This is a genomic window from Microbispora sp. CA-135349, assembly GCF_050947365.1.
GTDB lineage: Bacteria > Actinomycetota > Actinomycetes > Streptosporangiales > Streptosporangiaceae > Microbispora.
Window position 1 is genome coordinate 1906789 of sequence record NZ_CP192001.1, and the last position, 24240, is coordinate 1931028.

The 24240-nt window shown below is 71.6% G+C and carries 18 protein-coding genes and 1 pseudogene; 13 read left to right on the plus strand and 6 right to left on the minus strand.

What is annotated here, in order from left to right; all coding sequences use genetic code 11:
- Positions 1-121 precede the first annotated feature (121 nt).
- Positions 122-2833: a hypothetical protein gene (locus tag ACQPZZ_RS09205; protein ID WP_432930730.1), complete on the minus strand. Its 2712-nt coding sequence runs from the start codon at positions 2831-2833 to the stop codon at positions 122-124.
- On the minus strand, positions 2830-4659 hold the full coding sequence (locus ACQPZZ_RS09210) for an HSP90 family protein (protein ID WP_432930732.1): 1830 nt from the start codon (positions 4657-4659) through the stop codon (positions 2830-2832). The genes ACQPZZ_RS09205 and ACQPZZ_RS09210 overlap by 4 nt, the downstream gene beginning before the upstream one ends.
- Before the next feature lie 195 nt (positions 4660-4854).
- Here ACQPZZ_RS09210 and ACQPZZ_RS09215 point away from each other — a divergent pair, with 195 nt between their 5' ends.
- Positions 4855-5619 (plus strand): YqjF family protein, encoded by a 765-nt coding sequence (locus ACQPZZ_RS09215; RefSeq protein ID WP_432930734.1) that lies wholly within the window; start codon positions 4855-4857, stop codon positions 5617-5619.
- 11 nt (positions 5620-5630) lie between these two features.
- Here ACQPZZ_RS09215 and pdhA read toward each other — a convergent pair whose 3' ends face one another.
- Together pdhA and ACQPZZ_RS09225 are read right to left on the minus strand one after the other, a co-directional pair.
- Complete coding sequence (gene pdhA / locus ACQPZZ_RS09220; protein ID WP_363648113.1) at positions 5631-6716, minus strand: pyruvate dehydrogenase (acetyl-transferring) E1 component subunit alpha; 1086 nt, start codon at positions 6714-6716, stop codon at positions 5631-5633.
- 187 nt (positions 6717-6903) lie between these two features.
- Entirely contained in the window at positions 6904-7515 is a 612-nt protein-coding gene (locus ACQPZZ_RS09225; RefSeq protein WP_432930735.1) for a TetR/AcrR family transcriptional regulator, read from the minus strand.
- A 108-nt stretch (positions 7516-7623) separates the two neighbouring features.
- On the opposite strand from ACQPZZ_RS09225, the gene ACQPZZ_RS09230 reads away from it, so the two are divergent.
- From ACQPZZ_RS09230 to ACQPZZ_RS09250, 5 genes and pseudogenes are all read left to right on the plus strand, one after another.
- Complete coding sequence (locus tag ACQPZZ_RS09230) at positions 7624-10119, plus strand: ATP-dependent Clp protease ATP-binding subunit (protein WP_432930737.1); 2496 nt, start codon at positions 7624-7626, stop codon at positions 10117-10119.
- Between the two features lie 9 nt (positions 10120-10128).
- Entirely contained in the window at positions 10129-10713 is a 585-nt protein-coding gene (locus ACQPZZ_RS09235; RefSeq protein ID WP_432930739.1) for a hypothetical protein, read from the plus strand.
- Positions 10714-10894: 181 nt separating this feature from the next.
- A pseudogene (locus tag ACQPZZ_RS09240) lies at positions 10895-11638 on the plus strand (alcohol dehydrogenase catalytic domain-containing protein).
- 61 nt (positions 11639-11699) lie between these two features.
- Positions 11700-12821 (plus strand): aromatic ring-hydroxylating oxygenase subunit alpha, encoded by a 1122-nt coding sequence (locus tag ACQPZZ_RS09245; protein ID WP_432930741.1) that lies wholly within the window; start codon positions 11700-11702, stop codon positions 12819-12821.
- A gap of 18 nt (positions 12822-12839) precedes the next feature.
- Complete coding sequence (locus tag ACQPZZ_RS09250; protein WP_432930743.1) at positions 12840-15143, plus strand: FdhF/YdeP family oxidoreductase; 2304 nt, start codon at positions 12840-12842, stop codon at positions 15141-15143.
- Positions 15144-15165: 22 nt separating this feature from the next.
- On the opposite strand, the gene ACQPZZ_RS09255 is transcribed toward ACQPZZ_RS09250, so the two are convergent.
- Positions 15166-15954 carry an IclR family transcriptional regulator gene (locus tag ACQPZZ_RS09255; RefSeq protein ID WP_363647073.1) on the minus strand — a complete coding sequence of 263 codons (789 nt, stop codon included), beginning with the start codon at positions 15952-15954 and terminating at the stop codon, positions 15166-15168.
- A gap of 217 nt (positions 15955-16171) precedes the next feature.
- On the opposite strand from ACQPZZ_RS09255, the gene ACQPZZ_RS09260 reads away from it, so the two are divergent.
- From ACQPZZ_RS09260 to ACQPZZ_RS09280, 5 genes are read left to right on the plus strand one after another with little or no spacing between them, the layout of a single operon-like run.
- A complete protein-coding gene (locus ACQPZZ_RS09260; RefSeq protein WP_432930746.1) occupies positions 16172-16531 on the plus strand; it encodes a hypothetical protein in 360 nt (119 codons plus the stop codon).
- A complete protein-coding gene (locus ACQPZZ_RS09265) occupies positions 16528-17244 on the plus strand; it encodes an ABC transporter ATP-binding protein (protein WP_432930748.1) in 717 nt (238 codons plus the stop codon). Before ACQPZZ_RS09260 ends, ACQPZZ_RS09265 begins: the two co-directional genes overlap by 4 nt.
- Positions 17241-17972, plus strand: a complete 732-nt coding sequence (locus tag ACQPZZ_RS09270; RefSeq protein WP_363647075.1) for an ABC transporter permease — start codon at positions 17241-17243, stop codon at positions 17970-17972. Before ACQPZZ_RS09265 ends, ACQPZZ_RS09270 begins: the two co-directional genes overlap by 4 nt.
- Before the next feature lie 23 nt (positions 17973-17995).
- Positions 17996-19246 (plus strand): sensor histidine kinase, encoded by a 1251-nt coding sequence (locus ACQPZZ_RS09275; protein WP_432930750.1) that lies wholly within the window; start codon positions 17996-17998, stop codon positions 19244-19246.
- Positions 19243-19893, plus strand: a complete 651-nt coding sequence (locus ACQPZZ_RS09280; RefSeq protein ID WP_432930752.1) for a response regulator — start codon at positions 19243-19245, stop codon at positions 19891-19893. The genes ACQPZZ_RS09275 and ACQPZZ_RS09280 overlap by 4 nt, the downstream gene beginning before the upstream one ends.
- Before the next feature lie 29 nt (positions 19894-19922).
- On the opposite strand, the gene ACQPZZ_RS09285 is transcribed toward ACQPZZ_RS09280, so the two are convergent.
- Complete coding sequence (locus tag ACQPZZ_RS09285) at positions 19923-20339, minus strand: helix-turn-helix transcriptional regulator (RefSeq protein WP_432930754.1); 417 nt, start codon at positions 20337-20339, stop codon at positions 19923-19925.
- 72 nt (positions 20340-20411) lie between these two features.
- Here ACQPZZ_RS09285 and ACQPZZ_RS09290 point away from each other — a divergent pair, with 72 nt between their 5' ends.
- On the plus strand, positions 20412-22850 hold the full coding sequence (locus ACQPZZ_RS09290; protein ID WP_432930756.1) for a GcvT family protein: 2439 nt from the start codon (positions 20412-20414) through the stop codon (positions 22848-22850).
- Positions 22851-22984: 134 nt separating this feature from the next.
- Positions 22985-24232 carry a sarcosine oxidase subunit beta family protein gene (locus ACQPZZ_RS09295; protein ID WP_432934318.1) on the plus strand — a complete coding sequence of 416 codons (1248 nt, stop codon included), beginning with the start codon at positions 22985-22987 and terminating at the stop codon, positions 24230-24232.
- The last annotated feature ends 8 nt before the right edge of the window (positions 24233-24240 follow it).

Sequence of the window (24240 nt, forward strand, 5' to 3'; positions counted from 1 at the left end):
GTAAGCGTCCTTTTGTGATTTGTGAAGATAGTTGGGGCGAATGTGGCTAACTTTTAATAGGTTCCGACGAAAGTTCGCGCGTGTCGCGGCGGAATGCGTTCAGTCCCGCTCCCGTCCGGGCTCACGGCCGGTCTTCCCTGTCGGCGTCCTCCTCGAAGTCGAGGTCGGGATAGAGGTCGCCGTCGAGCATGGCCTGGAGTTGCCGGCGTGTCTCGGCGAGCTCGGAGACGACCTCGTCCGACGGCTCGGACTTCGACGGCTGGGACTCCGGCGACTCGGCCTCGCGGAGGCCGAGCGTCAGGGACTCCAGCTCGGCGAGCACGGCCCGCATCGCGGTGACAGCGGGCGCCTCGGCCGTCGCGTCGTCCCCGTCGCCGTCCCCCGAATCCGTCCAGACCATCAGCCACGCGGCCGAGCGCAGGCACCGCACGCGGGGGACGATCTGATCCAGGTCGCCCCACAGCCGCGCCGCCCGCTGGTAGGCGAGCAGCGCCTCGTCCATCCGCCCGGCGAACTGCAGCGCCTCGGCGGCGGACCAGGCCAGCTCCGCGTTCAGCTCCTTCGCCTCGGGGTCGTCCTGCACGAGCCCCGCGGCCATGACGAGCTGCTCGGCGGCCTCCAGGTGCCGGCCCAGCTCGGTCAGCGACCGGCCGTACTGCGCCCGCGTCCGCGCGACGGCCCGCGCCTCGTACGGGACCTCGACGCGCGGCATCGCCTCCTCGAACAGTGCGATGGCCTCGCCGTGCCGATCGAGAGCGTGGTAGGCGCCGGCGGCGGCGAAGATGTTGTGCAGCGCGTCCGCCTCGGAGATGCCGTCCCAGCGGTCGGCCGCGGCGAGTGCAGCCGCCACCACGTCGAGTTGCCGGCCGGGCTGCCGGCCGAGCGCCTCGACGAGCAGGGAGCTCAGCTCCGCCGCCTCGTCGGCGGGCAGCAGGTCCCCGCCCCACTCCAGGGCCGTCGACACGTGGTCCTCGGCGCCCTTCGGATCCCCGTGATCGAGGGCGATCCGGCCGAGCATGCCCGCGGGCCGCGCGGCGTGCCAGGGCATGCCCGCGTCGCGGTAGCGGTCCACAGCGGCGGTCAGGTGCGTGCGGGCGGCGTCGAGGTCGCCGAGCAGGAAGCAGATCCGGGCCAGGATGTCGTGGTAGGCGCCGGCCCGGCCGGTGCCGCCCAGCTCCTCCGCCGTGGACAACTCCGCCTCCACCCGGGCGCGCGCCGCCTGGATGTCGGTCTCGGCCGGCTGGTCCGGGCCGGCGAGCGTGCTCACCGCGACGTACGCCCCGGCCCTGCGGGCCGCCAGGTACTCCCCGGCGTCGAGCGCCCCCCGGGCGTACGCGGCGGCGGCCTCGGCGGTGACGGTCTCCGCGAGGGACTCGCCGCCGGCCCGGTCACCCGCGTAGGCCAGGGCGACGGCCGCCGCGGCGCGCGCCTCCAGCGCGTGGGCCCGGTCGCCGAGCCGCTCGAAGCGTTCCGCGACGGCGAGGAGCCGCGGGTGCGCGGCGCCGGGGTCCTGCTCCATCGCCGTCCCCGCCCTCCTGAACTCGACCTGCGCGGCCACCGGCTCGGGCAGCTCGGACCCGGTCGCGGCGACCCGTTCCCACGCCTCGTCCGCGTGCGGGTGACGCAGTGCGGACAGCCGCCGCGCCTCGGCGACGAGTTCGTCGAGGGAGGCCTGCGCGGGCGACGCCTGCGCGGGGCGGGGCGGGACCGGGCCGGTGGCCCCCGCCGCCGCCGGCCGCGGCAGCCGTACGGGAGAGCCCAGCGGCAGCCGGTCGAGCAGGGGTTCCCGGCTCAGCCGGGCCGCCACTTGCTCGCTCACGACCCGGGTGCCGTTGCGGGCGTCGTAACGGGCGCAGATGTCGCCGATTTCCCGTTCCAGGTCGCAGAGCACGGCTCCCGCCGTACGGTCGCCCACCGGCAGGTCGTCGTAGCCGAGCGCGGCCAGGCGGCGCAGCAGCACGGCGGCGCCGCAGATGAAGCCGAGCCGCCGCGAGACCTCCTCGCCCTGCGGCGGGAGCCAGGCGACGTGCTCGGTGAGGATCTCCAGGCCGCGCGCCTCGTTGCCGGTCAGCGCGCAGAACTCGATGTGCTGCCCCACGGTCTCCCGCAGGGAGAGCGTGCGCCGGGCCAGCTGGTAACCCTTCAGGTGGGCGCCTCGGGCGTCGTCGGCGCGGCCCGTCCGCAGCAGCGGCAGCAGGGCCTGTCCGAGCACGCGGTGGGGCTCCTCGGCGCAGGTCAGCCGGCCGCCGAGCAGCGGCGCCCAGAACTCCAGCGCGCCCTCGTCGTCGCCCGCGGCCTCACGCCACGCGCCCCACCCGTTGTGCTCGCAGGCCTCGCAGTCGGCCATCTCGTCGTCCGGCGCGGCGATGGACGCCTCCATCGCGGCGGCGGCCGCTTCGACGTCGCCGGTCTCCTGCGCCAGCAGTGAGCGCAGCGCGAGCACCGGGCGCGGGCTGTAGCCACGCTCCCGGTAACGGCTCTGGAGCTCGTCGAGCCAGCGGTGACTCGTCTCCAGCGGCACGGCGGGGTTGTTGACGAGGCTGTGCGTCATCCACTTGAGCTGCCAGTAGATGGAGTAGGTCAGCCGCCCCAGCTCCGCGGGGAAGTCGTCGAGGAGCCGCAGGAGCCGTCCCGCGGCGACCGGCATCCGGTCGCCCTCGGCGGCGTAGAGGTACGCCTCGATGAGGGCGAGCAGGACCTCGCCCTCCAGCCCGCGGTCGCCGGCGGTGCGCGCCTGCGCGGCGAGCACCTCCAGGCGCTCGGCCTTGTGCCGGCCCTCTGGCAGGGCCCGGCACTCCTGCAGGTCCGCGCGGATCGCCGCGGTATCGCTCACTGCCCCTCTCCTTCACCGGTCACGCTCGCCGCGGCCCAGCCGAGCAACTGGTCGAAGGCCCGGTTCAGCAGCGAGGCGTCCATCGGCCGCAGCGGCCGGTGCGTCATCAGCAACGCCTGGGCGTACAACGCCTCGACGGCGGTGACGAGCAGCGTCCTGTCGGGGATCGTCGCCAGCCTGCGCACCACCGGGCTGCGGTGGTTGAGCACGAGCTGCGCGCGCGGCGCGGACGACTTGAGCGCGCCGAGGATCTCGGCCCACAGCTCGTCGGACTCGGCGGCGGTCTCCGCGCGGGTGCGCTCGCTCCGGGCGGCCCGCGAGTCGAGGTGGAGGGCGGACACCGACGCCGGATAGAAGGCGCGCAGGATCACGTCGCACTCCAGCGGGTCCAGCGCCGCGCGGGCCGCGGCCAGGAACGCGGCCATCGCCAGCTCCTCGCGGGGGTCCACCGGGTCGAGGGCAGCGGTGACCGCGTCCGCGTCCAGCTCCTCGACCGTCACCCCGGGCAGGACACCGGGAAGCGCGGCGACCAGCTCGCCGTCGTAGGTGTAGCCGCCGTTGACCACCCCGAGGCCCTGGGCCGACGCGATGCCGGCGACCTGCCGGAACTCCTCCACCGAGGACGTGACCCGCACCGCCGGGTGCTTCCTGGCGAACTCGGCGAGCGTCACCTCGCCGTCGGTGGTCTCGAACCGCAGGTGGGGCAGCATGATCTGGAAGAGTTCGGCGTCGTGCCTGGCCAGCGACTTGACTCCGAGGGCGTGCACGGACAGGAACGCGGCCAGGCGGCCCGGCTCCTGCGCGGCCAGTCCGGTCAGCCAGTCACGCAGCCGGGCGCCCAGGGCCTCGCGGACCGCGGACAGCGTCTCGTCCTCGTACAGCCCTTCCCGTGACGCGGTGGGGCGCAGCGTGTCGGTGTCGATCACGCAGCGCGCGAAGAAGGCCCAGTCGGGCAGCACTCCGGAGACCGCGTCGCCGAGCAGCATGCCCTTCAGATAGACCCGGTGGCGGCCCCCGGCGGCCGGGTTGGCCGCGTTCGGCAGGATGTAGGCGGCGCCCCGCACCCCGGCCAGCTCGACGTCGAGCTCGACCACGTCGAGCGCCGCGAGACCGAGCACCCGCTCGCCGTACGCGAGCAGCGCGGCCCGGCGCTCGGCCGCCGACCGGTACGCGCGGTCCCACACCGGAGGGCTGTCGGTGGTGCGGACGGTCCGCCCGCCCCCCACCACCGTCACCTCGTACGGCAGCAGCGCGCCGAAATCGCGGGCCAGGTCGGCCACGAGCTCGGGGGCGAACCACCGCTGCGCCCCCGGCCGGGGCAGCAGGCGCACCGTCGTGCCCGGCTCCGCGCGCTCGTCCGGCGAGAGCGACCGCACCGAGTAGGTGCCGTCGGAGGTCGCCGACCACTCCACGCCCGGAGCGCCGGGGTCGCGGGCCGACCGGGTGAGCACCTGGATCCGCTCGGCCACGGTGAAGCAGGCCAGCAGGCCGATGCCGAACTGGCCGAGGAACTCCTGGCGGGCGCCTTCGAGGTCGTCGCGCTTCGACGACCGCCCGATGGTGGCGAGGAAGCGGTGCACGTCCGCCTCGGTCAGGCCGATCCCCGGGTCGTCGATCCGCAGGCCGCTGTCCTCGACCGTGATCCGTATGTCCGTCGGCGCCGCCGGGTCCACCGCCAGCCGTGCGGTGACCGCGTCCACGGCGTTCTGCAGCAGCTCGCGCAGGTAAACCCGTGGGCTGGAGTACAGATGATGGGACAGGAGATCGACCAGCCCGCGCAGGTCCACCTGGAAGGATCGGGCGTTCCCCGTTAAGTCGTCCGACATGCGGAAAATCGTAGCGTCGCGGACCGACACGGAAGGGGTGCTCGCGGCAGCGGCGGGCGGCTCCGGGGCGGGGGGCTCCGGGGCGGGGGGCTCCGGGGCGGCCGAGTCCCCGTTCTCCGCGGCGCGCCACGCCGTTTCTGCGCGATCACGCGACCGGCATGCGGCGTTCCGGGTAGAGGCCGGGACATGGTTTCCATGCCGTCAGGACGGGTCGGGCTTCCGGTGATGTACCACCGCTGGTCCGACATCACGTTCATCCACTGGAGATATCCGCCCGCGGTCGTGCAGGCGTTCCTGCCGGACGGGCTCACCGTCGACACCTATGAGGGGTCCGCGTACGTCGGGCTCACGCCGTTCCTGATGCGGGACGTGCGGGCGCCCGGCGTGCCGCCGTTGCCATGGCTGTCGCGCTTTCCCGAGACCAACGTGCGCACGTACGCCCGGGACGCCCGGGGGAGGCGCGGCCTGTGGTTCCTGTCGCTGGACGCCGGAAGGCTGCCCGCGGTGCTGGGTGCCCGGGCCACGTATCGGCTGCCGTACTACTGGTCGGACATGTCCGTCACCGGTGAGGGGGCGCGGCGCCGCTACCGCTGTGTGCGCCGGTGGCCGGGGCCCTCCGGGGTGCGCTGCGACGCGGACGTCGACCTCGGCGCGCCGCTGACGGAGGCCGAGCGGGACGGGCTCGCCGACTTCCTCGTCGAGCGGTACCGGTTGTTCACGGTGATCGCGGGCCGCCTCGCGACGGCGCAGGTGGAACACCCGCGCTGGCCCCTGCACCACGCCCGGCTCACGGGACTGGAGCAGGGACTGCTCGACGCGGCCGGGCTCCCCGCGCCCGACCACCATCCGCCCGACCACCATCCGCCCGACCACCATCCGCCCGACCATCATCCGCTCGTGCACGCGTCTCCCGGTGTGCCCGTACGGATCGGCATGCCGCGCCCGGTTCCGATCGCGTGAGGCGCCGGTGGTCAGGCGCCGGGCTCCTCGAAGCGGTCGAGGTAGGCGGCGTACCAGGCGCGCTCCTCCTCGACCAGTGCGTGCCGGTCGGCGTAGACGTGCTCGAACATCGCGTCCACCGGTGGATCCTGCATGGAGATGACCCCGTCGCGCAGTTCGAGGGCCATGCGTTCGCCCTCCTCGTCGACCTCGGTGAAGAACGCCTCGTCGGCCATGCCCTCCCGCAGCAGATACGCCCGCATACGCGCGATCGGGTCCTTCTTCCGCCACGCGTCCACCTCCTCCGCGGGCCGGTAGCGTCCCGGGTCGTCGGAGGTGGTGTGCGGGCCCATCCGGTAGGTGTGCGCCTCGATGAGGAACGGCCCGCCCCCCTCGCGGACGTGCCGCAGCGCGGCCCTCGTCACCGCGAGGCAGGCCAGCACGTCGTTGCCGTCCACCCGTACGCCCGGGAAGCCGAAGCCCCGCGCGCGCTGGTAGATCGGCGCCCGGCTCTGCCGTCCGACGGGGTGGGAGATGGCCCACTGGTTGTTCTGGCAGAAGAACACCACGGGCGCGTCGAACACGGCCGCGAAGTTGAACGCCTCGCTGACGTCCCCCTCGCTCGCCGCGCCGTCGCCGAAGTAGGCCACGACGGCCGAGTCGTCGCCGTCCTTGCGGACCCCCATGGCGTACCCCACGGCGTGCAGCGTCTGCGCGCCGAGGACGATCGTGTAGAGGTGGAAGCGGGTCTCCCGAGGGTCCCAGCCGCCGTTCGTCGTGCCCCGCAGCATGCCCATGAGCGTGAGGGGAGCGATGCCCCGGCACCAGGCGACGCCGTGCTCCCGATAGGAGGGGAACACGTGGTCGTCCGGCGCCAGCGCCCGGCCCGAGCCGATCTGGGCGGCCTCCTGGCCCAGGCAGGGGATCCACATCCCCAGCTCGCCGAGGCGCTGGAGGGCGAAGGCCTCCCTGTCGATCCGGCGCACCAGCGTCATGTCGCGATACAGCCCTCGATACTGGCTCTTCGACAGATCCAGGTCGTACTCGGGGTGCGCGACACGCTCGCCTTCGGGCGTGAGCAGCTGGACCAGATCTTCGGCCTCGTCCTGGCGCCGCACGTCGTCTCCTCTCTGACAACGGTGATCGGTGCCGGCGCCTCCACCGCATGGTCGTCTGCGCCGTGCCCGACCAATCATTGCGGCTGTACGGCGCGCGATTTCACGCGACGTGCCCGCCACGCCGATGAGCTGCGCTTTTCCCGGCCGCTTTCTCTCTGCCGCTTTTCCCGGCCGCCGGAGGCGGGGGTCAGCCGGTCGCGGCGGCGGGGCTCAGGCCCGCGAAGACGATCGCGAGCGTACGGGCCCGCAGATCGGGCTCCCACGGGGTGTTCAGCGACGCCTGGCACAGGCCGATCAACAGGGCCATGACCTCCGGCACCCGGACGTCGGAGCGCACGGCCCCGGCCTGCTGGGCCTTGCCGACGAGCACCTCGACGGCCTCACGCAGGGCGAGGACCGGCTTGGCGACGGTGACCGGGATGTCCGCCTGGGCGAGCAGGTCGACGACGGTCTTCTTCTCCGCGGCCTGCTCGATCGTGCGGGTGAAGAAGGTGAACAGGGCGGTGGCGGGGTCGCCCTCGGTCGCGAGCGCGCGGGTCTCCTCGGCCAGCCTGACGGCGACCGCGTGCATGATTGCCTTGAGCAGGGACTCCTTGGTGGGGAAGTGCCGGAAGACGGTCCCGATCCCCACTCCGGCTTTCTGGGCGATTTCCTCAGTGGAGGCGGAGGGACCCTTGGCGGCGAAAACGGCCTCGGCCGCCTCCAGGATGCGCGTACGGTTGCGCTGGGCGTCGGCGCGCAGCGTCCTGGCCGGTGCCGCGGAAACGTCCGGCTCGGGTGCGCGCTGGTCGTTCGGCATCCCTCGGCTCTCCCCACGCCTCGATTGACATTCGGATTCGCCGCTTCATAGCCTGTAACCGAAGTGGAGACTCCGATTGTAGGTCACGCCGCAGCGAGGAGCGACGAGATGTTCGAGAGGTTCACCGACCGTGCGCGGCGGGTTGTCGTCCTGGCCCAGGAAGAGGCTCGGATGCTCAACCACAACTACATCGGTACTGAGCACATTCTTCTTGGTCTGATTCATGAGGGCGAGGGTGTGGCGGCCAAGGCTCTGGAGAGTCTTGGGATCAGTCTCGAGGGGGTGCGCCAGCAGGTCGAGGAGATCATCGGCCAGGGGCAGTCGGCGCCGTCGGGACACATCCCCTTCACGCCGCGGGCCAAGAAGGTTCTTGAGCTGTCGCTGCGCGAGGCGTTGCAGCTCGGGCACAACTACATCGGCACCGAGCACATTCTTCTGGGGTTGATCCGGGAGGGTGAGGGTGTCGCGGCGCAGGTGCTGGTGAAGCTGGGCGCTGATCTGAACAGGGTGCGTCAGCAGGTCATCCAGTTGCTGCACGGGTATCAGGGCAAGGAGCCGGCGGCGGCGGGCGGGCCGCAGGAGTCGGCGCCGTCGACCTCGGCTGTGCTGGACCAGTTCGGGCGCAATCTGACCCAGGCCGCGCGGGAGGGCAAGCTCGACCCGGTGATCGGCCGGGACAAGGAGATCGAGCGGGTCATGCAGGTGTTGTCCCGCCGGACGAAGAACAACCCGGTGCTGGTGGGTGAGCCCGGTGTGGGCAAGACCGCCGTGGTGGAGGGCCTGTCGCAGAAGATCGTCAAGGGTGAGGTGCCCGAGACGCTGAAGGACAAGCAGCTGTACACCCTGGACCTGGGTGCGCTGGTGGCCGGTTCGCGATACCGGGGCGACTTCGAAGAGCGCCTGAAGAAGGTCGTCAAGGAGATCCGTACGCGCGGCGACATCATCTTGTTCATCGACGAGCTGCACACGCTGGTGGGCGCGGGCGCCGCGGAGGGCGCGATCGACGCCGCGAGCATTCTGAAGCCCCCTTTGGCGAGGGGTGAGCTGCAGACGATCGGTGCGACGACCCTGGACGAGTACCGCAAGCACGTGGAGAAGGACGCGGCGCTGGAGCGGCGGTTCCAGCCGATCCAGGTGGCCGAGCCGTCGCTGTCGCACACGATCGAGATCCTCAAGGGTCTGCGGGACCGGTACGAGGCGCATCACCGGGTGTCGATCACCGACGGGGCCCTCGTCGCCGCCGCCACCCTCGCCGACCGCTACATCAGCGACCGGTTCCTGCCGGACAAGGCGATCGACCTGATCGACGAGGCGGGGTCGCGGATGCGGATCCGCCGGATGACGGCGCCGCCGGACCTGCGCGAGTACGACGAGAAGATCGCGAACGTGCGCCGGGAGAAGGAGTCCGCGATCGACGCGCAGGACTTCGAGAAGGCCGCGGCGCTGCGTGATCAGGAAAAGCAGCTGCAGCTCAAGCGGGAGCGGCGGGAGAAGGAGTGGAAGGCCGGCGACATGGACGTCGTGGCCGAGGTGACCGAGGAGCTCATCGCCGAGGTCCTGGCCATCGCCACCGGCATCCCGGTGTTCAAGCTGACCGAGGAGGAGTCGCAGCGGCTGCTCCGGATGGAAGACGAGCTGCACAAGCGGATCATCGGTCAGGACGACGCGATCAAGGGCCTGTCGCGGGCCATCCGGCGCACGCGCGCCGGGTTGAAGGACCCGCGCCGTCCGGGTGGGTCGTTCATCTTCGCCGGTCCGTCGGGTGTCGGTAAGACCGAGCTGTCCAAGGCGCTGGCGGAGTTCCTGTTCGGGGACGAAGACGCGCTGATCATGCTGGACATGTCGGAGTTCATGGAGAAGCACACCGTTTCGCGGCTGTTCGGCTCCCCGCCCGGTTACGTCGGGTACGAAGAGGGCGGCCAGCTGACCGAGAAGGTGCGGCGCAAGCCGTTCTCCGTGGTCCTGTTCGACGAGATCGAGAAGGCTCACGGAGACATCTTCAACTCGCTGCTGCAGATCCTGGAGGACGGTCGCCTGACCGACGCCCAGGGTCGCGTGGTGGACTTCAAGAACACCGTCATCATCATGACGACCAACCTCGGCACCCGCGACATCTCCAAGGCCGTGGGGCTGGGCTTCGCGAAGGCCAACGACGAGGAGAGCACCTACGACCGGATGAAGGTGAAGGTGCAGGAGGAGCTCAAGCAGCACTTCCGGCCGGAGTTCCTCAACCGCGTCGACGACATCGTGGTCTTCCACCAGCTGACGCCCAAGGAGATCATCCAGATCGTGGACCTGATGCTCGCCCAGGTGGCCGAGCGCCTGAAGGACCGCGACATGGGCCTGGAGCTGACCCCGGCCGCCAAGCAGCTGCTGGCCGACCGCGGGTACGACCCGGTGATGGGCGCCCGGCCGCTGCGGCGCACGATCCAGCGGGAGCTGGAGGACACGCTGTCGGAGAAGATCCTGTACGGCGAGCTGCGGCCCGGCCAGGTCGTCAAGATCGATATCGAGGGCGAAGGCGACGCCGCGACGTTCACCTTCACCGGCGAAACCGCGCCCGCCGCCGTCGGCGCGCCGACCACTGCCGCGTCGAACGGCTGATCGCGGCCCATGGCCGGCCAGCAGGCGTTCTGGATCGACGGGCGATCCGACCGGGAGCGCGTCCGCTACGGCGGTGTCAGCCACTACTCCGAGCGCGTGTGGGAGAACATCGGCGAGTTCGAGGGGGTGTGGGGGGACATCGCCCCGGTCGCGTTCGCGTGCGCGGCCTGGCGGATCGCCACCCCACCCCTGACCTCGCCGGGGTTCGTGCGCTGGCACCGCCGGATCCTGTCGGCCTCCTGCGAGCGCAACACCTGGGACGGGTCGCTGACGGCACGCGTCACGATCGTCTCCCCGCAGCCGGCCGCGCTGACGGTGTCGCGTGACTGGTGGCGCGACCGCGGCTGGCGGGGCTGGCCGGAGATCTTCGGCCAGTTCGTCGAGCCCGCCGAGCAGGACCTCGCGAAGGTCCCCCATCTGCGGCCCACCCTGCTCGTGGACGCCCCCGTTCCGCTCGAAGACCTGCCCGCGACGCCGGACGGGCCTGCGCACGATCTCGCCGAGACGGCGCATCGCGCCCTCACGGTCCTCGTCCGGGAGCTGAACGACCTGCTCGCCCCCGTGATCGCTCACCTGGAACAGCCCCCTCGCTAACCCGTCCCACCCCCGCCCCCGCCGTGATCCCGCAGGCTGTGCGGTGGTCTGACCGGCTGGTGAGAACGCCGGTCGACCTCTTGACACTGGCCCCAGCACGGCCTCAATCTGTTGCGCATAGTGCTATGTGTTTCGTCTTTCACAACTGATGCACGCGAGCCGATTCGAGGGAAAGAGGACCATGGCGCACGAAGTCCGCGGGGTCGTCGCGAGGGGCGAGGGACAGCCGGTCAGCCTGGAGACCGTCGTCGTCCCCGACCCGGGCCCGGGTGAGGCGCTCGTGTCCGTGCGGGCCTGCGGGGTGTGCCACACCGACCTGCACTACCGCGAGGGCGGCATCAACGACGACTTCCCGTTCCTCCTCGGTCACGAGGCGGCCGGCGTGGTCGAGGCGGTCGGCGAGGGGGTGACCGACGTCGCCCCCGGCGACTTCGTGATCCTCAACTGGTGCGCGGTCTGCGGCGCCTGCCGCGCCTGCCTGCGCGGTCGCCCGCAGTACTGCTTCAACACCCACAACGCCACCGCAGAAGATGACGCTGGCCGACGGCACCCCCCTGTCTCCGGCGCTCGGGATCGGCGCGTTCGCCGACAAGACGCTCGTCGCGGCCGGCCAGTGCACCAAGGTCGACCCGAGCGCGTCGCCGGTCGCGGCCGGCCTGCTCGGCTGCGGGATCATGGCGGGGCTCGGCGCGGCCATCAACACCGGCGGGGTGACCCGAGTCCCCGCCGCGGCGGCGCGCTCAGGTCCTCCTGGTACGGCGACTGCCTGCCCAGCCGCGACTTCCCCATGCTCGTCTCCCTCTATCAGCAGGGCAGGCTCGACCTGGACGCGTTCGTCACCGAGACGATCGGGCTCGAGGACGTCGAGGCGGCCTTCGAGAAGATGCACCGCGGCGAGGTGCTGCGTTCCGTCGTGGTCCTGTGACCGGACTCTCCCTGATCATCTCGATTCCCGACGTGCGACGTACGACCTTCAGGAGCCAACAGTGAGCACCGCGAGCCTGCCTCCCAGCCTGCTGGCCACACTGCCGGGCGAGCACTACACCGACCCCCGGGTCTTCGCGCTGGAGCAGAAGCACATCTTCGAGTCGATGTGGTTCTGCGCGGCCCGGGCCGCCGACCTCCCCAGGCCCGGGGCGTTCAGGACCGTGCAGGTCGGCACGGAGAGCATCCTGATCTCGCGGGCGCGGGACAACTCCATCCGCGCGTTCTACAACGTGTGCCGTCACCGTGGCGCCCGCATCTGCACCGAGGAGTCCGGCGAGGTCAAGCGGGCCTTCCAGTGCCCGTACCACGCCTGGACGTACGACCTGGAGGGCAAGCTCATCGCGGCCCCCAACCTGACGAAGATGCCCGACCTCGACCGGGTCGAGTACGGCCTCGTCAATGTGGCGGTGCGCGAGTGGCTGGGCTACGTGTGGGTCTGCCTGGCCGACGAGCCGCCCTCGTTCGAGGACACCGTGCTCGGCGAGGTGCGCACGCGTCTCGGCGACGTGGCGTCCCTCGACAACTACGGCGTGGAGAACCTGGCGCTCGGCCGCCGGATCGTGTACGACGTGAAGGCCAACTGGAAGCTCATCGTCGAGAACTTCATGGAGTGCTACCACTGCGCGACCATCCACCCCGAGCTGACCGAGGTGCTGCCGGAGTTCGCCGACGGCTACGCGGCGCAGTACTACGTGGGCCACGGCGCGCTGTTCGGCGAGGACATCCGGGGATTCACGATCGACGGCTCCGAGGGGCTCGACCGGATCCCGACAATCAGCGAGGATCAGGACCGGCGCTACTACGCCATCACGATCAAGCCGCAGGTGTTCGTCAACATGGTGCCCGACCACGTCATCATCCACCGGATGTTCCCGCTCGCGGTGAACCGCACGGTGGTGGAGTGCGACTGGCTCTACCTGCCCGAGGTCGTGGAGGCGGGCAAGGACGTCAGCCGATCGGTGGAGCTGTTCCACCGGGTGAACCAGCAGGACTTCGACGCCTGCGAGCGCACCCAGCCCTCGATGAGCTCCCGCACGTACGCCAAGGGCGGCGTGCTGGTGCCGAGCGAGCACCACATCGGCTTGTTCCATGATTGGGTACGCGGCAAGCTTGGCGAGTGAGTTCGGAGGGGATGCGGGGTGACGCGTAAGGCGCCTCGGGAGGACGTCGGGGACGAACACCTGGAGATCGGCCCGCCCAAAACCTGGGCGGGCGGGGTCCCGGCGGTCGGCCACGCGCTCGGCACGGCCTACAACCAGATGGGCGCGGGCCGGACGATGCTGACCCTGCTGCGGGTCAACCAGAAGTCCGGCTTCGACTGCCCGGGCTGTGCCTGGCCCGAGGGCGACGGCCACCGCAGCCCCGCCGAGTTCTGCGAGAACGGCGCGAAGGCGGTGGCCGAGGAGGCGACCGTCCGCAGGGTCACCCGCGAGTTCTTCGCCGAGCATCCGGTGGACGAGCTGGCCCGGCGCAGCGACTACTGGCTGGGCCAGCAGGGCCGGCTCACCGAGCCGATGTACAAGCCGGCCGGCTCGGATCACTACGAGCCGATCTCATGGGAGGACGCCTTCGGCGTCGTCGCCCGCGAGCTCCGCGCGCTCGGCGACCCGGATCAGGCCGTCTTCTACACCTCCGGCCGCACCTCCAACGAGGCCGCCTTCGCCTACCAGCTCCTCGTCCGCCGCTTCGGCACCAACAACCTGCCCGACTGCTCCAACATGTGCCACGAGTCGAGCGGTTCTGCGCTGACCGAGACGCTCGGCATCGGCAAGGGCACCGTGCTGCTGGAGGATCTGCACCGCGCCGACCTCATCTTCGTGGTCGGGCAGAACCCCGGCACCAACCACCCGCGCATGCTCACCGCGCTGGAGCGCGCGAAGCGGGGCGGCGCGCGGATCGTGGCGGTCAACCCGCTGCCGGAGGCGGGGCTGCTGCGCTTCCGCAACCCGCAGCGGCCCTCCGGCCTCGCGGGGACCGGGACGGCGCTGTCCGACCGGTTCCTGCAGATCCGCCTCGGCGGCGACCTCGCGCTGTTCCAGGCGCTGTCGCTGCTCCTGCTCGAGGCCGAGGACGCCGCGCCCGGCACGGTGGTGGACCGCGAGTTCGTCGAGGCGCACACACACGGGTTCGACGCCTGGGAGACGCACGTACGCGGGCTCGACTGGAACGAGGTGCTGGAGGCGACCGGGCTGACCAGGACCGAGATCGAGGAGACGGCCCGCGACGTGCTGGCCGCCCGCTCGATCGTGGTCTGCTGGGCGATGGGCCTCACCCAGCACCGCAAGTCGGTCCCGACGATCAGGGAGGTCGTCAACTTCCTGCTGCTGCGCGGCAACGTGGGACGGCCCGGCGCCGGCGTGTGTCCCGTACGCGGGCACTCGAACGTGCAGGGCGACCGGACGATGGGCATTTACGAGAAGCCCAAACCGGAGTTCCTCGACGCCTTGGAGAAGGAGTTCGGCTTCCCGCCGCCGCGCGAGCACGGCCACGACACCGTGGAGGCCATCCGCGCCATGCGCGACGGCGACGCCACGGTGTTCTTCGCGATGGGCGGCAACTTCGTCTCGGCCACGCCGGACACCGCCGCGACCGAGGCGGCCCTGCGCAACTGCCGTCTCACCGTACAGGTGTCGACGAAGCTGAACCGGTCGCACGCCGTGTGCGGCGAGCAGGCGCTCATCCTGCCCACGCTCGGCCGCACCGAGCGGGACGTCCAGGCCGGCGGCGAGCAGTTCGTCACGGTCGAGGACTCGATGGGCATGGTGCACGCCTCGCGCGGGCGGCTGCGCCCGGCCTCGGACGCGCTGCTGTCGGAGGTGGCGATCGTGTGCCGGCTGGCGCGCGAGCTGCTCGGCGACGACGACCCGCACGTGCCGTGGGCGGAGTTCGAAGCGGGGTACGACGCGATCAGGGACCGCATCGAGCGGGTGGTGCCCGGGTTCGGCGACTTCAACGCGAGGGTGCGCAGGCCGGGCGGCTTCGCACTGCCGAACGCGCCGCGCGACGAGCGCCGCTTCCCCACGGCCACGGGGAAGGCGAACTTCACGGTCAATCCGCTGGAGGTGCTGCGGGTGCCGCGGGGCCGCCTCCTGCTGCAGACCGTACGCAGCCACGACCAGTACAACACGACCATCTACGGGCTCAACGACCGCTACCGCGGGATCAAGAACGGGCGGCGGGTGGTCTTCGTCCACCCCGACGACCTGGCCGAGCGCGGCCTGGCGGACGGCGACATGCTCGACCTCATCAGCGAGTGGCCGGACGGCGAGCGCGTGGCCGAGGGGTTCCGGGCCGTCGCCTATCCGACTGCGCGGGGCTGCTGCGCGGCGTACTTCCCGGAGACCAACGTGCTGGTGCCCCTGGACTCGGTGGCCGAGACGTCGAACACGCCCACGTCCAAGAGCGTCGTCGTACGGCTGCGTCGTGCCGCGGCACGCCTGTAGGTGCGTGCGGCGGAGGAGACGGTCAGCCGCCCAGGCGGTGACTGATCTCCTCGGCTCCCTTGACGAGGACGGGGGCCAGCTCGCGCATGCGGCCCTCGCTGAACCGGTAGGCGGGCCCTGAGGCGCTGACCGCCGCCACGACCTCTCCGCCGAAGGAGCGGACGGGGGCGGCGAGCGCGTTCAGGCCCACCTCCAGCTCCTCCAGCGTGCGTGCGTAGCCGTGCTCGCGTACCTCCGCCAGCTCCCGCTCCAGGCGCTCCACCGAGGTCACCGTGCTCGGTGTGTAGCGCTGGAGGCCGGCGGCGCGCAGCAGGTCGTCGCGGCGCTGCCGGTCCACGTACGCCAGCAGGACCTTGCCGCTCGACGTCGCGTGCAGGGGCGTGAGCTGGCCCACCCAGTTGTGGGCGGTGACGGCGGACGGGCCGCGCACCTGGTCGAGGTTGACCGCGTAGTGCGAGCGCAGCACGGCGATGTTCACCGTCTCGCCGATCTCCTCGGCCAGACGCTGACACACGGGCCTGCTCTGCTGGGTGACGTCCAGCCGCATGGAGACGCTGCCGGCGAGGCGGACGAGCCCGAAGCCGAGGCGATACTTGCCGCGGTCCTCGGTCTGCTCGACGAGCCCGCGCGCCTCCAGGGCACCGAGCAGGCGGAACGCGGTCGACTTGTGGACCTCGATCTCGGCGGCGATCTCGGTGACCCCGGCCTGCCCGCGGGCGGCGAGGATCTCCATGATGCTGATCGCCCGGTCCACGGACTGCACGCCGCCGCCGTTGGCCTCGGCCCTGGCGGCGGAAGCGTCGTTGCTCATAGCGCGACTGTAGCGCTCGACGCGACCCGAGCCGGGGCGTCGCGGGATTCCCCGCCCTGCTTGCACGCCCCTGAATCCACCGATCGGTGGATTCGCTCCACCGCGTGGGCGAGCGGCCGATTCCACCGCCCGCTCGGGAGATCGGGCGACCCGCGTGAGGCGCCTCCGTTGCGACGCTGATTTCCGTCGGCGAACGAGAAGACGGAGGCACACGGACATGCGCACTGTGGTCTGGCTGATCAGCGGGTACGCCGCGGTCAGCCTGCTGACACCGATGACGATGATCGCGTTTCGGCACGACCCGGCGGTGGCCACCGACGCGGTCTGGGTCCGCGGTGCGCTCGTCGCCGCCGCCTCGCTGCTCACGCTGTTCTTCGCGGTCCGGGCGGCCCGCGGCGACCGCCGGATGCTGCTGCGGTTGCGCGTCGTCACCGCGGTCATGCTGGTCGCGATCGTGGTGATCATCGCGCTGCCCGGCCTGTTCCCGCTCTGGTTCAAGCTCGAGCAGGGCGTCTGCGGCCTGCTCCTGCTCCCCGTGGTCGTGCAGATCAACCGGCGCCCGGTGGCCCGGCCGTGAGCGCGGTGATCGAGGTGGAGAACCTCCACAAGAGCTACGGGAGCACGGTGGCGGTGGACGACGTCTCGTTCACCGTGGCACAAGGGGAGATCTTCGGCATCCTCGGGCGCAACGGCGCGGGGAAGACCACGACCGTGGAATGCCTCGTGGGCCTGCGGGCGCCGGACCGCGGCCGGATCCGCGTGCTGGGCAGGGACCCGATGCGCGACCACGCCGAGCTGACCCGGTGGGTGGGTGTGCAACTGCAGGACAGCCGGCTGCCCGAGCGGCTGCGGGTGGGCGAGGCGATGCGGCTCTACCAGTCGTTCTATCCGCACCCGGCCGATCAGGAGGAGCTGCTGGCGCAGCTCGGGCTGGCCGGGCGGGAGAGGACACCGTACGGGAAACTCTCCGGCGGCCAGAAGCAGCGGCTCGCCATCGCGCTCGCGTTGGTCGGGCGGCCCCGGATCGCCGTACTCGACGAACTCACCACCGGGCTGGACCCGCACGCCCGGCGCGACACGTGGGATCTGATCGCCGGCGTCCGAGCCGCCGGCGTCACGATCGTGCTGGTCACTCACTTCATGCCGGAGGCCGAACGCCTCTGCGACCGGATCGCGGTGATCGACGCCGGCCGGGTGCTGGTCACCGGTACGCCGGCCGAGCTCATCGAGCGCGCCGGGCAACCCACGCTGGAGGACGCGTTCGTCGCGCTGACCGGGAGGACCTCATGACCACGCTGACGCTGACCGAGCTGAAGCTGTTCCTGCGGGAGAAGTCGGGGCCGGCCTTCGGCGTCGGGCTGCCGCTGCTCCTGCTGATCATCTTCGGCAACCTGCCGTTCTACAACGAGCGCAGGACCGACCTCGGCGGGTTGACGCTGCTGGACACCTACGTACCCATCCTGGTCGCCTTCGCTCTGGGCATGCTCGCCTTGAACGTGCTGCCGCCGGTGCTCGCCGGCTACCGCGAGAAGGGGGTGCTGCGGCGGCTGCGGACCACACCGGTCGGGCCGGTCCGGGTGCTGGCCGCGCAGCTGATCGTCATGCTGCTGACCGCCGCGGTCGCGGTGGCCACGCTGTTGCTGGTCGCGCGGTTCGCGTTCGGGGTGGTGCTGCCCCGGCAGATGGCCGGCTTCCTGCTGACCACGCTGCTGGCGGCGCTCGCGCTGACGGCCGTCGGCCTGCTCGTCACCGCGGCCGCACCCGGTGGACGGGCGGCCAACGCGCTCGGCGCCGTCGTCTTCTACCCGCTGGTCTTCCTCGGCGGCCTGTTCCTGCCGATCCCGGTCATGCCGGCGATGCTGCGGCACATCAGCCAGGCCACCCCGATGGGCGCCGCGGTCACCGCGATGCAGGACGCCACGAACGGGCGCTGGCCGCACTGGCTCGCTCTGGTCACGTTGCTCGCGTGGGCGGCCGGGGCGGCGGTGGCGGCGGCTAGATTGTTCCGCTGGGAGTAGGGTGCGCGATGCAGAGTTGGCAGATGGCCGGACCGGCGGGCTGGGAACGGCGGTTCCGGCCCATGGTCACGGTGGTCCCCTACGTGCTGCTGGCCGTCATGGCCGCCCTGACCATCGCCTTCAAGCACGACCAGCCGGGCTCCCTCGCCATCGACCTCGTGCTCTGCGCGGCGGCCGCGGTGTGGAGCCTGGTGCTCTTCACGCTGCATCCGCCGTGGCGCGACCGGATCGGCGTGATGGGCGTCTTCCTGGCGGGCCTGATTGTGTTCGGCCTGGTCATGGCCCTGCGCAACCCGTGGTTCGGCCTCTACAGTCCGGTGCTGTACTTCTACGCGTACCGGATCATCGGCTGGCCGCGCGAGCTGTACTTCATCGCCGGCGCCGCGGTGGTGGCCGGCACGGCACAGTCGGCCGGCCTGGACATCGGCTCCTGGGTCGGCCGACTCGAATACCTGGGGGTCCTGGCCGTCAACATCGCGCCGATGTGCCTGGTGGCCTGGATGGGCGAGATCGGCGCGCGTTACTACGACTCCCGGGAGGCGGCGCTGCGCGAGGCCCGGGAGGCCAACGCGCGGCTGGCCGCGGCGCTGGCCGAAAACGCGGCGCTGCAGGAACGGCTGGTCGAGCAGGCCCGCGCGGCCGGCGTCCTGGACGAGCGGGCCCGGATGGCTCGGGAGATCCACGACACGCTGGCCCAGAGCCTGACCGGTATCGTCACCCAGTTGCAGGCGGCCGAGCACGCGGCGGACGACCCGGCCGCGTGGCGCCGGCACCACGCGGCGGCGACCGCGCTGGCCCGGGAGGGACTGACCGAGGCGCGGCGCTCGGTGAACGAGTTGCGCCCGGAGCCGCTGGAGACCGGCCGCCTGGCCGACGCCGTCACCGAAGTGGTGGCCGAGTGGTCGGCCCGACACGGCATCCCGGCCCAGGTCACCGTCACGGGCGAAACCCGCACGATGCGCCCGGAGGCGGAGGTCGCCCTGTTGCGGGTCGCGCAAGAGGCCTTGGCCAACGTCGCCAAGCACGCCGGCACCGCCACCCGCGTCGGTCTCACTCTTTCCTACATGGACCGGCAGGTGGCCCTCGACGTCCGCGACGACGGCCGCGGCTTCGACCCGACGGTCCGGGTCGAGCGCGACGGGGGCTTCGGGCTGGTGGCGATGCGACAGCGGATCGAGGCGTTGTCGGGCACGTTGCAGATCGAATCGGAGGTGGGGGGTGGGACCGGGCTCTCGGCCTGCCTGCCCGCCGGGGCGCCGGAGGTGCGTTCGTGAGTGACCCGATCAAGCTGCTCGTCGCCGACGACCACCCGGTGGTACGCGACGGGCTGAGCAGCATGTTCGCCCGCGACCCCGAGTTCGTCGTGGTCGGCGAGGCGGCGGACGGGGCCGAGGCGGTCCGGCTGGCCGAGGCGCTCGGGCCGGACGTGATCCTGATGGACCTGCGGATGGCCGGCATGGACGGCGTCACCGCGATCGGCGAGCTGACCCGGCGCGGCGTACCGGCCCGGGTGCTGGTGCTGACCACCTACGACACCGACAGCCACGTGCTGCCCGCGATCGAGGCCGGCGCCACCGGCTACCTGCTCAAGGACGCGCCGCGGGACGAGCTGCTGCGCGCCGTACGCGCGGCCGCCCGCGGCGAGGTCGCGCTCTCTCCGTCGGTCGCCGCCCGCCTGATGAGCCGGCTGCGCACCCCGGCGCCGTCGACCGGCCCGTTGAGCCAGCGCGAGCTGGAGGTGCTGCGCCTGGTCGCGGCCGGGCACACCAACCGGGAGGCGGCCGCCCGGCTGTTCATCACCGAGGCCACGGTCAAGACGCACCTGCTCAACATCTATGCGAAGCTCGACGTCAACGACCGTGCGGCCGCGGTCGCGGAGGGGTACAACCGCGGCCTGCTCGGTGCTCCCGAGCGTCCGTGAACGTACCGGGCGGCGGTGGTCAGGCGCCACTATGTCAGGTAGGTCAGCGGTGACCGTCCGACCAGCCGGGTGAAGCGGCGGGCGAAGGCGGCGCGGGACAGGCCTGCCAGCCGGCCCAGCTCCTCGACGGTCCACTGCCGGCCCGGGTCCGCGTGGATATGGCACGCAGAGCGTCCGTGAAACGGGTCGTGCAGGGCCGCGACCCAGCCGGTGCGGGAGTCGTCGCAGGAACGCCGTTCATCGAACCATGACCGCAGGACGTACAGCAGGAGCAGGTCCAGCAGCGTGGGGAGTACGGCGTCGGCGCCGGGACGAGGCGGGCGCCGCAGTTCGGCCCCGAGGAGATCGACGGCCGCGCGCATACAGGGAGGGGCTGGCCGAGGCGGAACTCGTGGAGCGGCCGAACAACCCGGTGCCGGCGGAGGTCGTCGACGCCTTCTTGACACCCGCAATAGGACGCGTCACGCTTGTTGCGTTGATCGCCTTTTGTTGCGCATAGCGCAACGGTGGGGGTGGGTATGACGGGCCCGCGCGTCGTCATCATCGGAGCAGGCGTCGTCGGTGCGGCACTCGCCGACGAACTGTCGGCCCGGGGCTGGACGGACGTCACCGTGGTCGACCAGGGCCCGGTGCCCGCGACCGGGGGCTCCTCCTCACACGCCCCCGGACTGGTCTTCCAGATCAACGGGTCGAAGACCATGACCGAGATGGCGCGCTACACCGTCGAGAAGTTCTGCTCGCTCGACCTCGACGGCGAGCCCTGTTTCCTCCAGGTCGGCGGGCTGGAGGTCGCGACCAGCCCGGAACGGCTCGCAGAACTGCACCGCAGACACGGCTGGGCCACGTCCTGGGGCGTCGGGTCGCGCCTGCTCACCCCCGCCGAATGCGCCGGGCTCTTCCCCCTGCTCGACCCCGGCGTCGTGCTCGGCGGCCTGCACATCCCCACCGACGGCGTCGCCAAGGCCGTACGCGCGGTTGACGCCCAACTCAGGCGTGCCCGGTCCCGCGGCGTACGGGTGCTGGAGCGGCACGAGGTGCTCGACGTCCGCACCGAGGGCGGCCAGGCGGCAGGCGTGGTGACCGACCAGGGCGAGATCCCCGCCGACGTCGTGGTCTGCTGCGCCGGCATCTGGGGGCCGAAGGTCGCCGGCATGGTCGGGATGCCGCTGCCGCTGACCCCGCTCGCGCACCAGCTCGCCTGGACCGGCCGGGTGCCGGACCTCATGGGACACGAGGAGGAGGCGACGCTGCCCATCCTCCGGCACCAGGACGCCGACCTCTACTACCGCCAGCGGTTCGACGGCGTCGGCATCGGCTACTACGGCCACCGGCCGATGCCCGTCGAGCCCGAGGACCTGCTGTCCGTGGACGAGGCCGAGGTCATGCCGTCGGTGCTGACGTTCACCCCGGAGGACTTCGAGGACGCCTGGACCGAGACCGGGCGGCTGCTGCCCGGCACCCGCGCCGCGAAGATCGACGAGGGCGTCAACGGGCTGTTCTCCTTCACCCAGGACCACATGCCGCTGATGGGCGAGTCCCCGGACGTCAAGGGCTTCTGGGTCGCCGAAGCCGTTTGGGTGACCCACTCCGCGGGCGTCGGCAAGGCCATGGCCGAGTGGCTCGTCGACGGCCACTGCACGTCGTTCGACCTGCACGAGTGCGACGTCAATCGGTTCGAGCCCCACCAGCTCGCGCCCGACTACGTGCTGGCCCGCGACTGCCGGAACTTCGTCGAGGTCTACGACATCATCCACCCGCTCCAGCCGATGGAGGAGCCGCGGCCGCTGCGCCTCAGCCCCTTCCACGCGCGGCAGCGCGAGCTGGACGCGTTCTTCCTGGAGGCCGCCGGCTACGAGCGGCCGCAGTGGTACGGCGCCAACGCCCGCCTGCTGGAGGGCCGCGACATCCCCATGCCGAACGACTGGGCGGCCCGCTACTGGTCGCCCATCGTCGGCGCCGAGGCCCAGGCGTCCCGCGAGTCCGTCGCGCTCTACGACATGACCGCGCTGAAGCGGCTTGAGGTCGCCGGCCCCGGCGCCCTGGCCTTCCTGCAACGGCTGACGACCGGACAGATGGACAAGTCGGTCGGCTCGGTGACCTACTGCCTGCTGCTCGACACCGACGGCGGCATCCGCAGCGACGTGACCGTCGCCCGGCTGGGCGGCGACGTGTTCCAGGTCGGCGCCAACGGCAACCTCGACCTCGACTGGTTCCACCGCCACCTGCCCGCGGACGGCTCGGTAATCGTCCGCGACATCACCGCCGGCACCTGCTGCCTCGGCGTCTGGGGCCCCCGCGCCCGCGACCTCGTCCAGCCGCTGACCGGCGCCGACTTCTCCAACCAGGGCTTCCGCTACTTCCGGGCGAAGAAGGCGTATATCGGCACCGTGCCGGTCACCGCGCTGCGGCTGTCGTACATCGGTGAGCTGGGCTGGGAGCTCTACACCACCGCCGACCTCGGCGCCAAGCTGTGGGACACGCTCTGGGAGGCCGGGCAGCGGCACGGAGTCATCGCCGGCGGGCGCGGCGCCTTCGCCAGCCTGCGGCTGGAGAAGGGCTACCGGTCCTTCGGCACCGACATGACCTTCGAGCACGACCCGTACGAGGCCGGGCTCGGGTTCGCGGTGAAGCTTGGCAAGGGCGACTTCATCGGCCGTGAGGCCCTGGAGCGGCGCAAGGAGAACGTGCGCCGCCGTCTGACCTGCCTGACCGTCGACGACCCGGCCCAGGTGGTCATGGGCAAGGAGCCGGTGTACGACGGTCAGGCCGCCGTCGGCTACGTCACCAGCGCGGCCTTCGGCTACACGATCGGCAAGGGCATCGCCTACGCCTGGCTGCCCGCCGAGCTCGCGACGCCCGGACGGACGCTGGAGATCGGCTACTTCGACCGGCGGGTCACCGCCGTGGTCGCCGAGGAGCCGCTGTTCGACCCCGCCATGGAACGCCTGCGCAGCTAGTGAGGACTGAAGTGGACGATTCGGTGATGGACGCGCCGCTCGCCGAGGCCGACCCGGAGGTGGCGGCGGCGATCGGCGGCGAGACACGCCGCCAGCGTGCCACCCTGGATGTCGGGGGCGAGCAGACAGGCCCGATGAGTCCCAGCAGCCAGGGGCGCAGGACGCCGGGCGCGGACCTGCCCGACCACCCCGACCGGCTGTGGCGCTCGGCGGAGCCGAAGCGCGCGTACGACGTGGTGATCGTCGGCGGCGGCGGCCACGGCCTCGCCACGGCCTACTACCTGGCCAGGAACCATGGCGTCACGAACGTCGCGGTGCTGGAGCGCGGCTGGCTCGCGGGCGGCAACATGGCCCGCAACACCACGATCATCCGGTCCAACTACCTCTGGGACGAGAGCGCGGGCATCTACGAGCACGCGCTGAAATTGTGGGAGGGGCTGGAGGAGGACCTCGGCTACCCGCTGCTGTTCAGCCAGCGCGGCGTGCTCAACCTGGCGCACAGCCTCCAGGACGTGCGTGACAGCGTGCGCCGGGTCAACGCCAACCGGCTCAACGGCGTGGACGCCGAGTGGCTGACGCCGGAGCAGGTCAAGGAGGTCTGCCCGATCGTCGACATCTCCCCGGACGTGCGCTACCCCGTGCTCGGCGCCACCTACCAGCCGCGAGCAGGCATCGCCAAGCACGACTACGTGGCGTGGGGCTTCGCCAAGGCGGCGTCCGACCTCGGCGTCGACATGATCGAGCACTGCGAGGTGGCCGGCCTCGACGTGCGCGACGGGCGGGTGACCGGCGTCCGGACCACCCGCGGCCCGATCGCGGCGGGGAAGGTCGCGCTCGCCGCCGCCGGGCACTCCTCGGTCGTCGCCGGGTACGCCGGGGTGTCGCTGCCGCTGCAGAGCCACCCGCTGCAGGCGCTGGTGTCGGAGCTGCTGGAGCCGGTGCACCCGACCGTGGTCATGTCCAACGCGGTCCACGTGTACGTCAGCCAGGCGCACAAGGGCGAGCTGGTCATGGGCGCGGGCATCGACGCGGCGAACTCCTACCGCCGGCGCGGCGCGTTCCACATCATCGAGCGGCAGATGTCGGCCGCGCTGGAGCTGTTCCCGGTCTTCGCCCGGGCGCACGTGCTGCGGACCTGGGGTGGCGTGGTGGACGTGACCCCCGACGCCTCGCCGATCGTCGGGCTCACCCCGGTCGAGGACCTGTACGTCAACTGCGGCTGGGGCACCGGGGGGTTCAAGGCCACGCCGGGCGTCGGCTGGTGTTACGCGCACACGGTCGCCACCGGCGAGCCGCACCCGCTCAACGCCCCCTTCTCCCTCGAGCGGTTCACCACCGGAAAGCTCGTCGACGAGCACGGCGCCGCCGCCGTCGCGCACTGATACGGAGA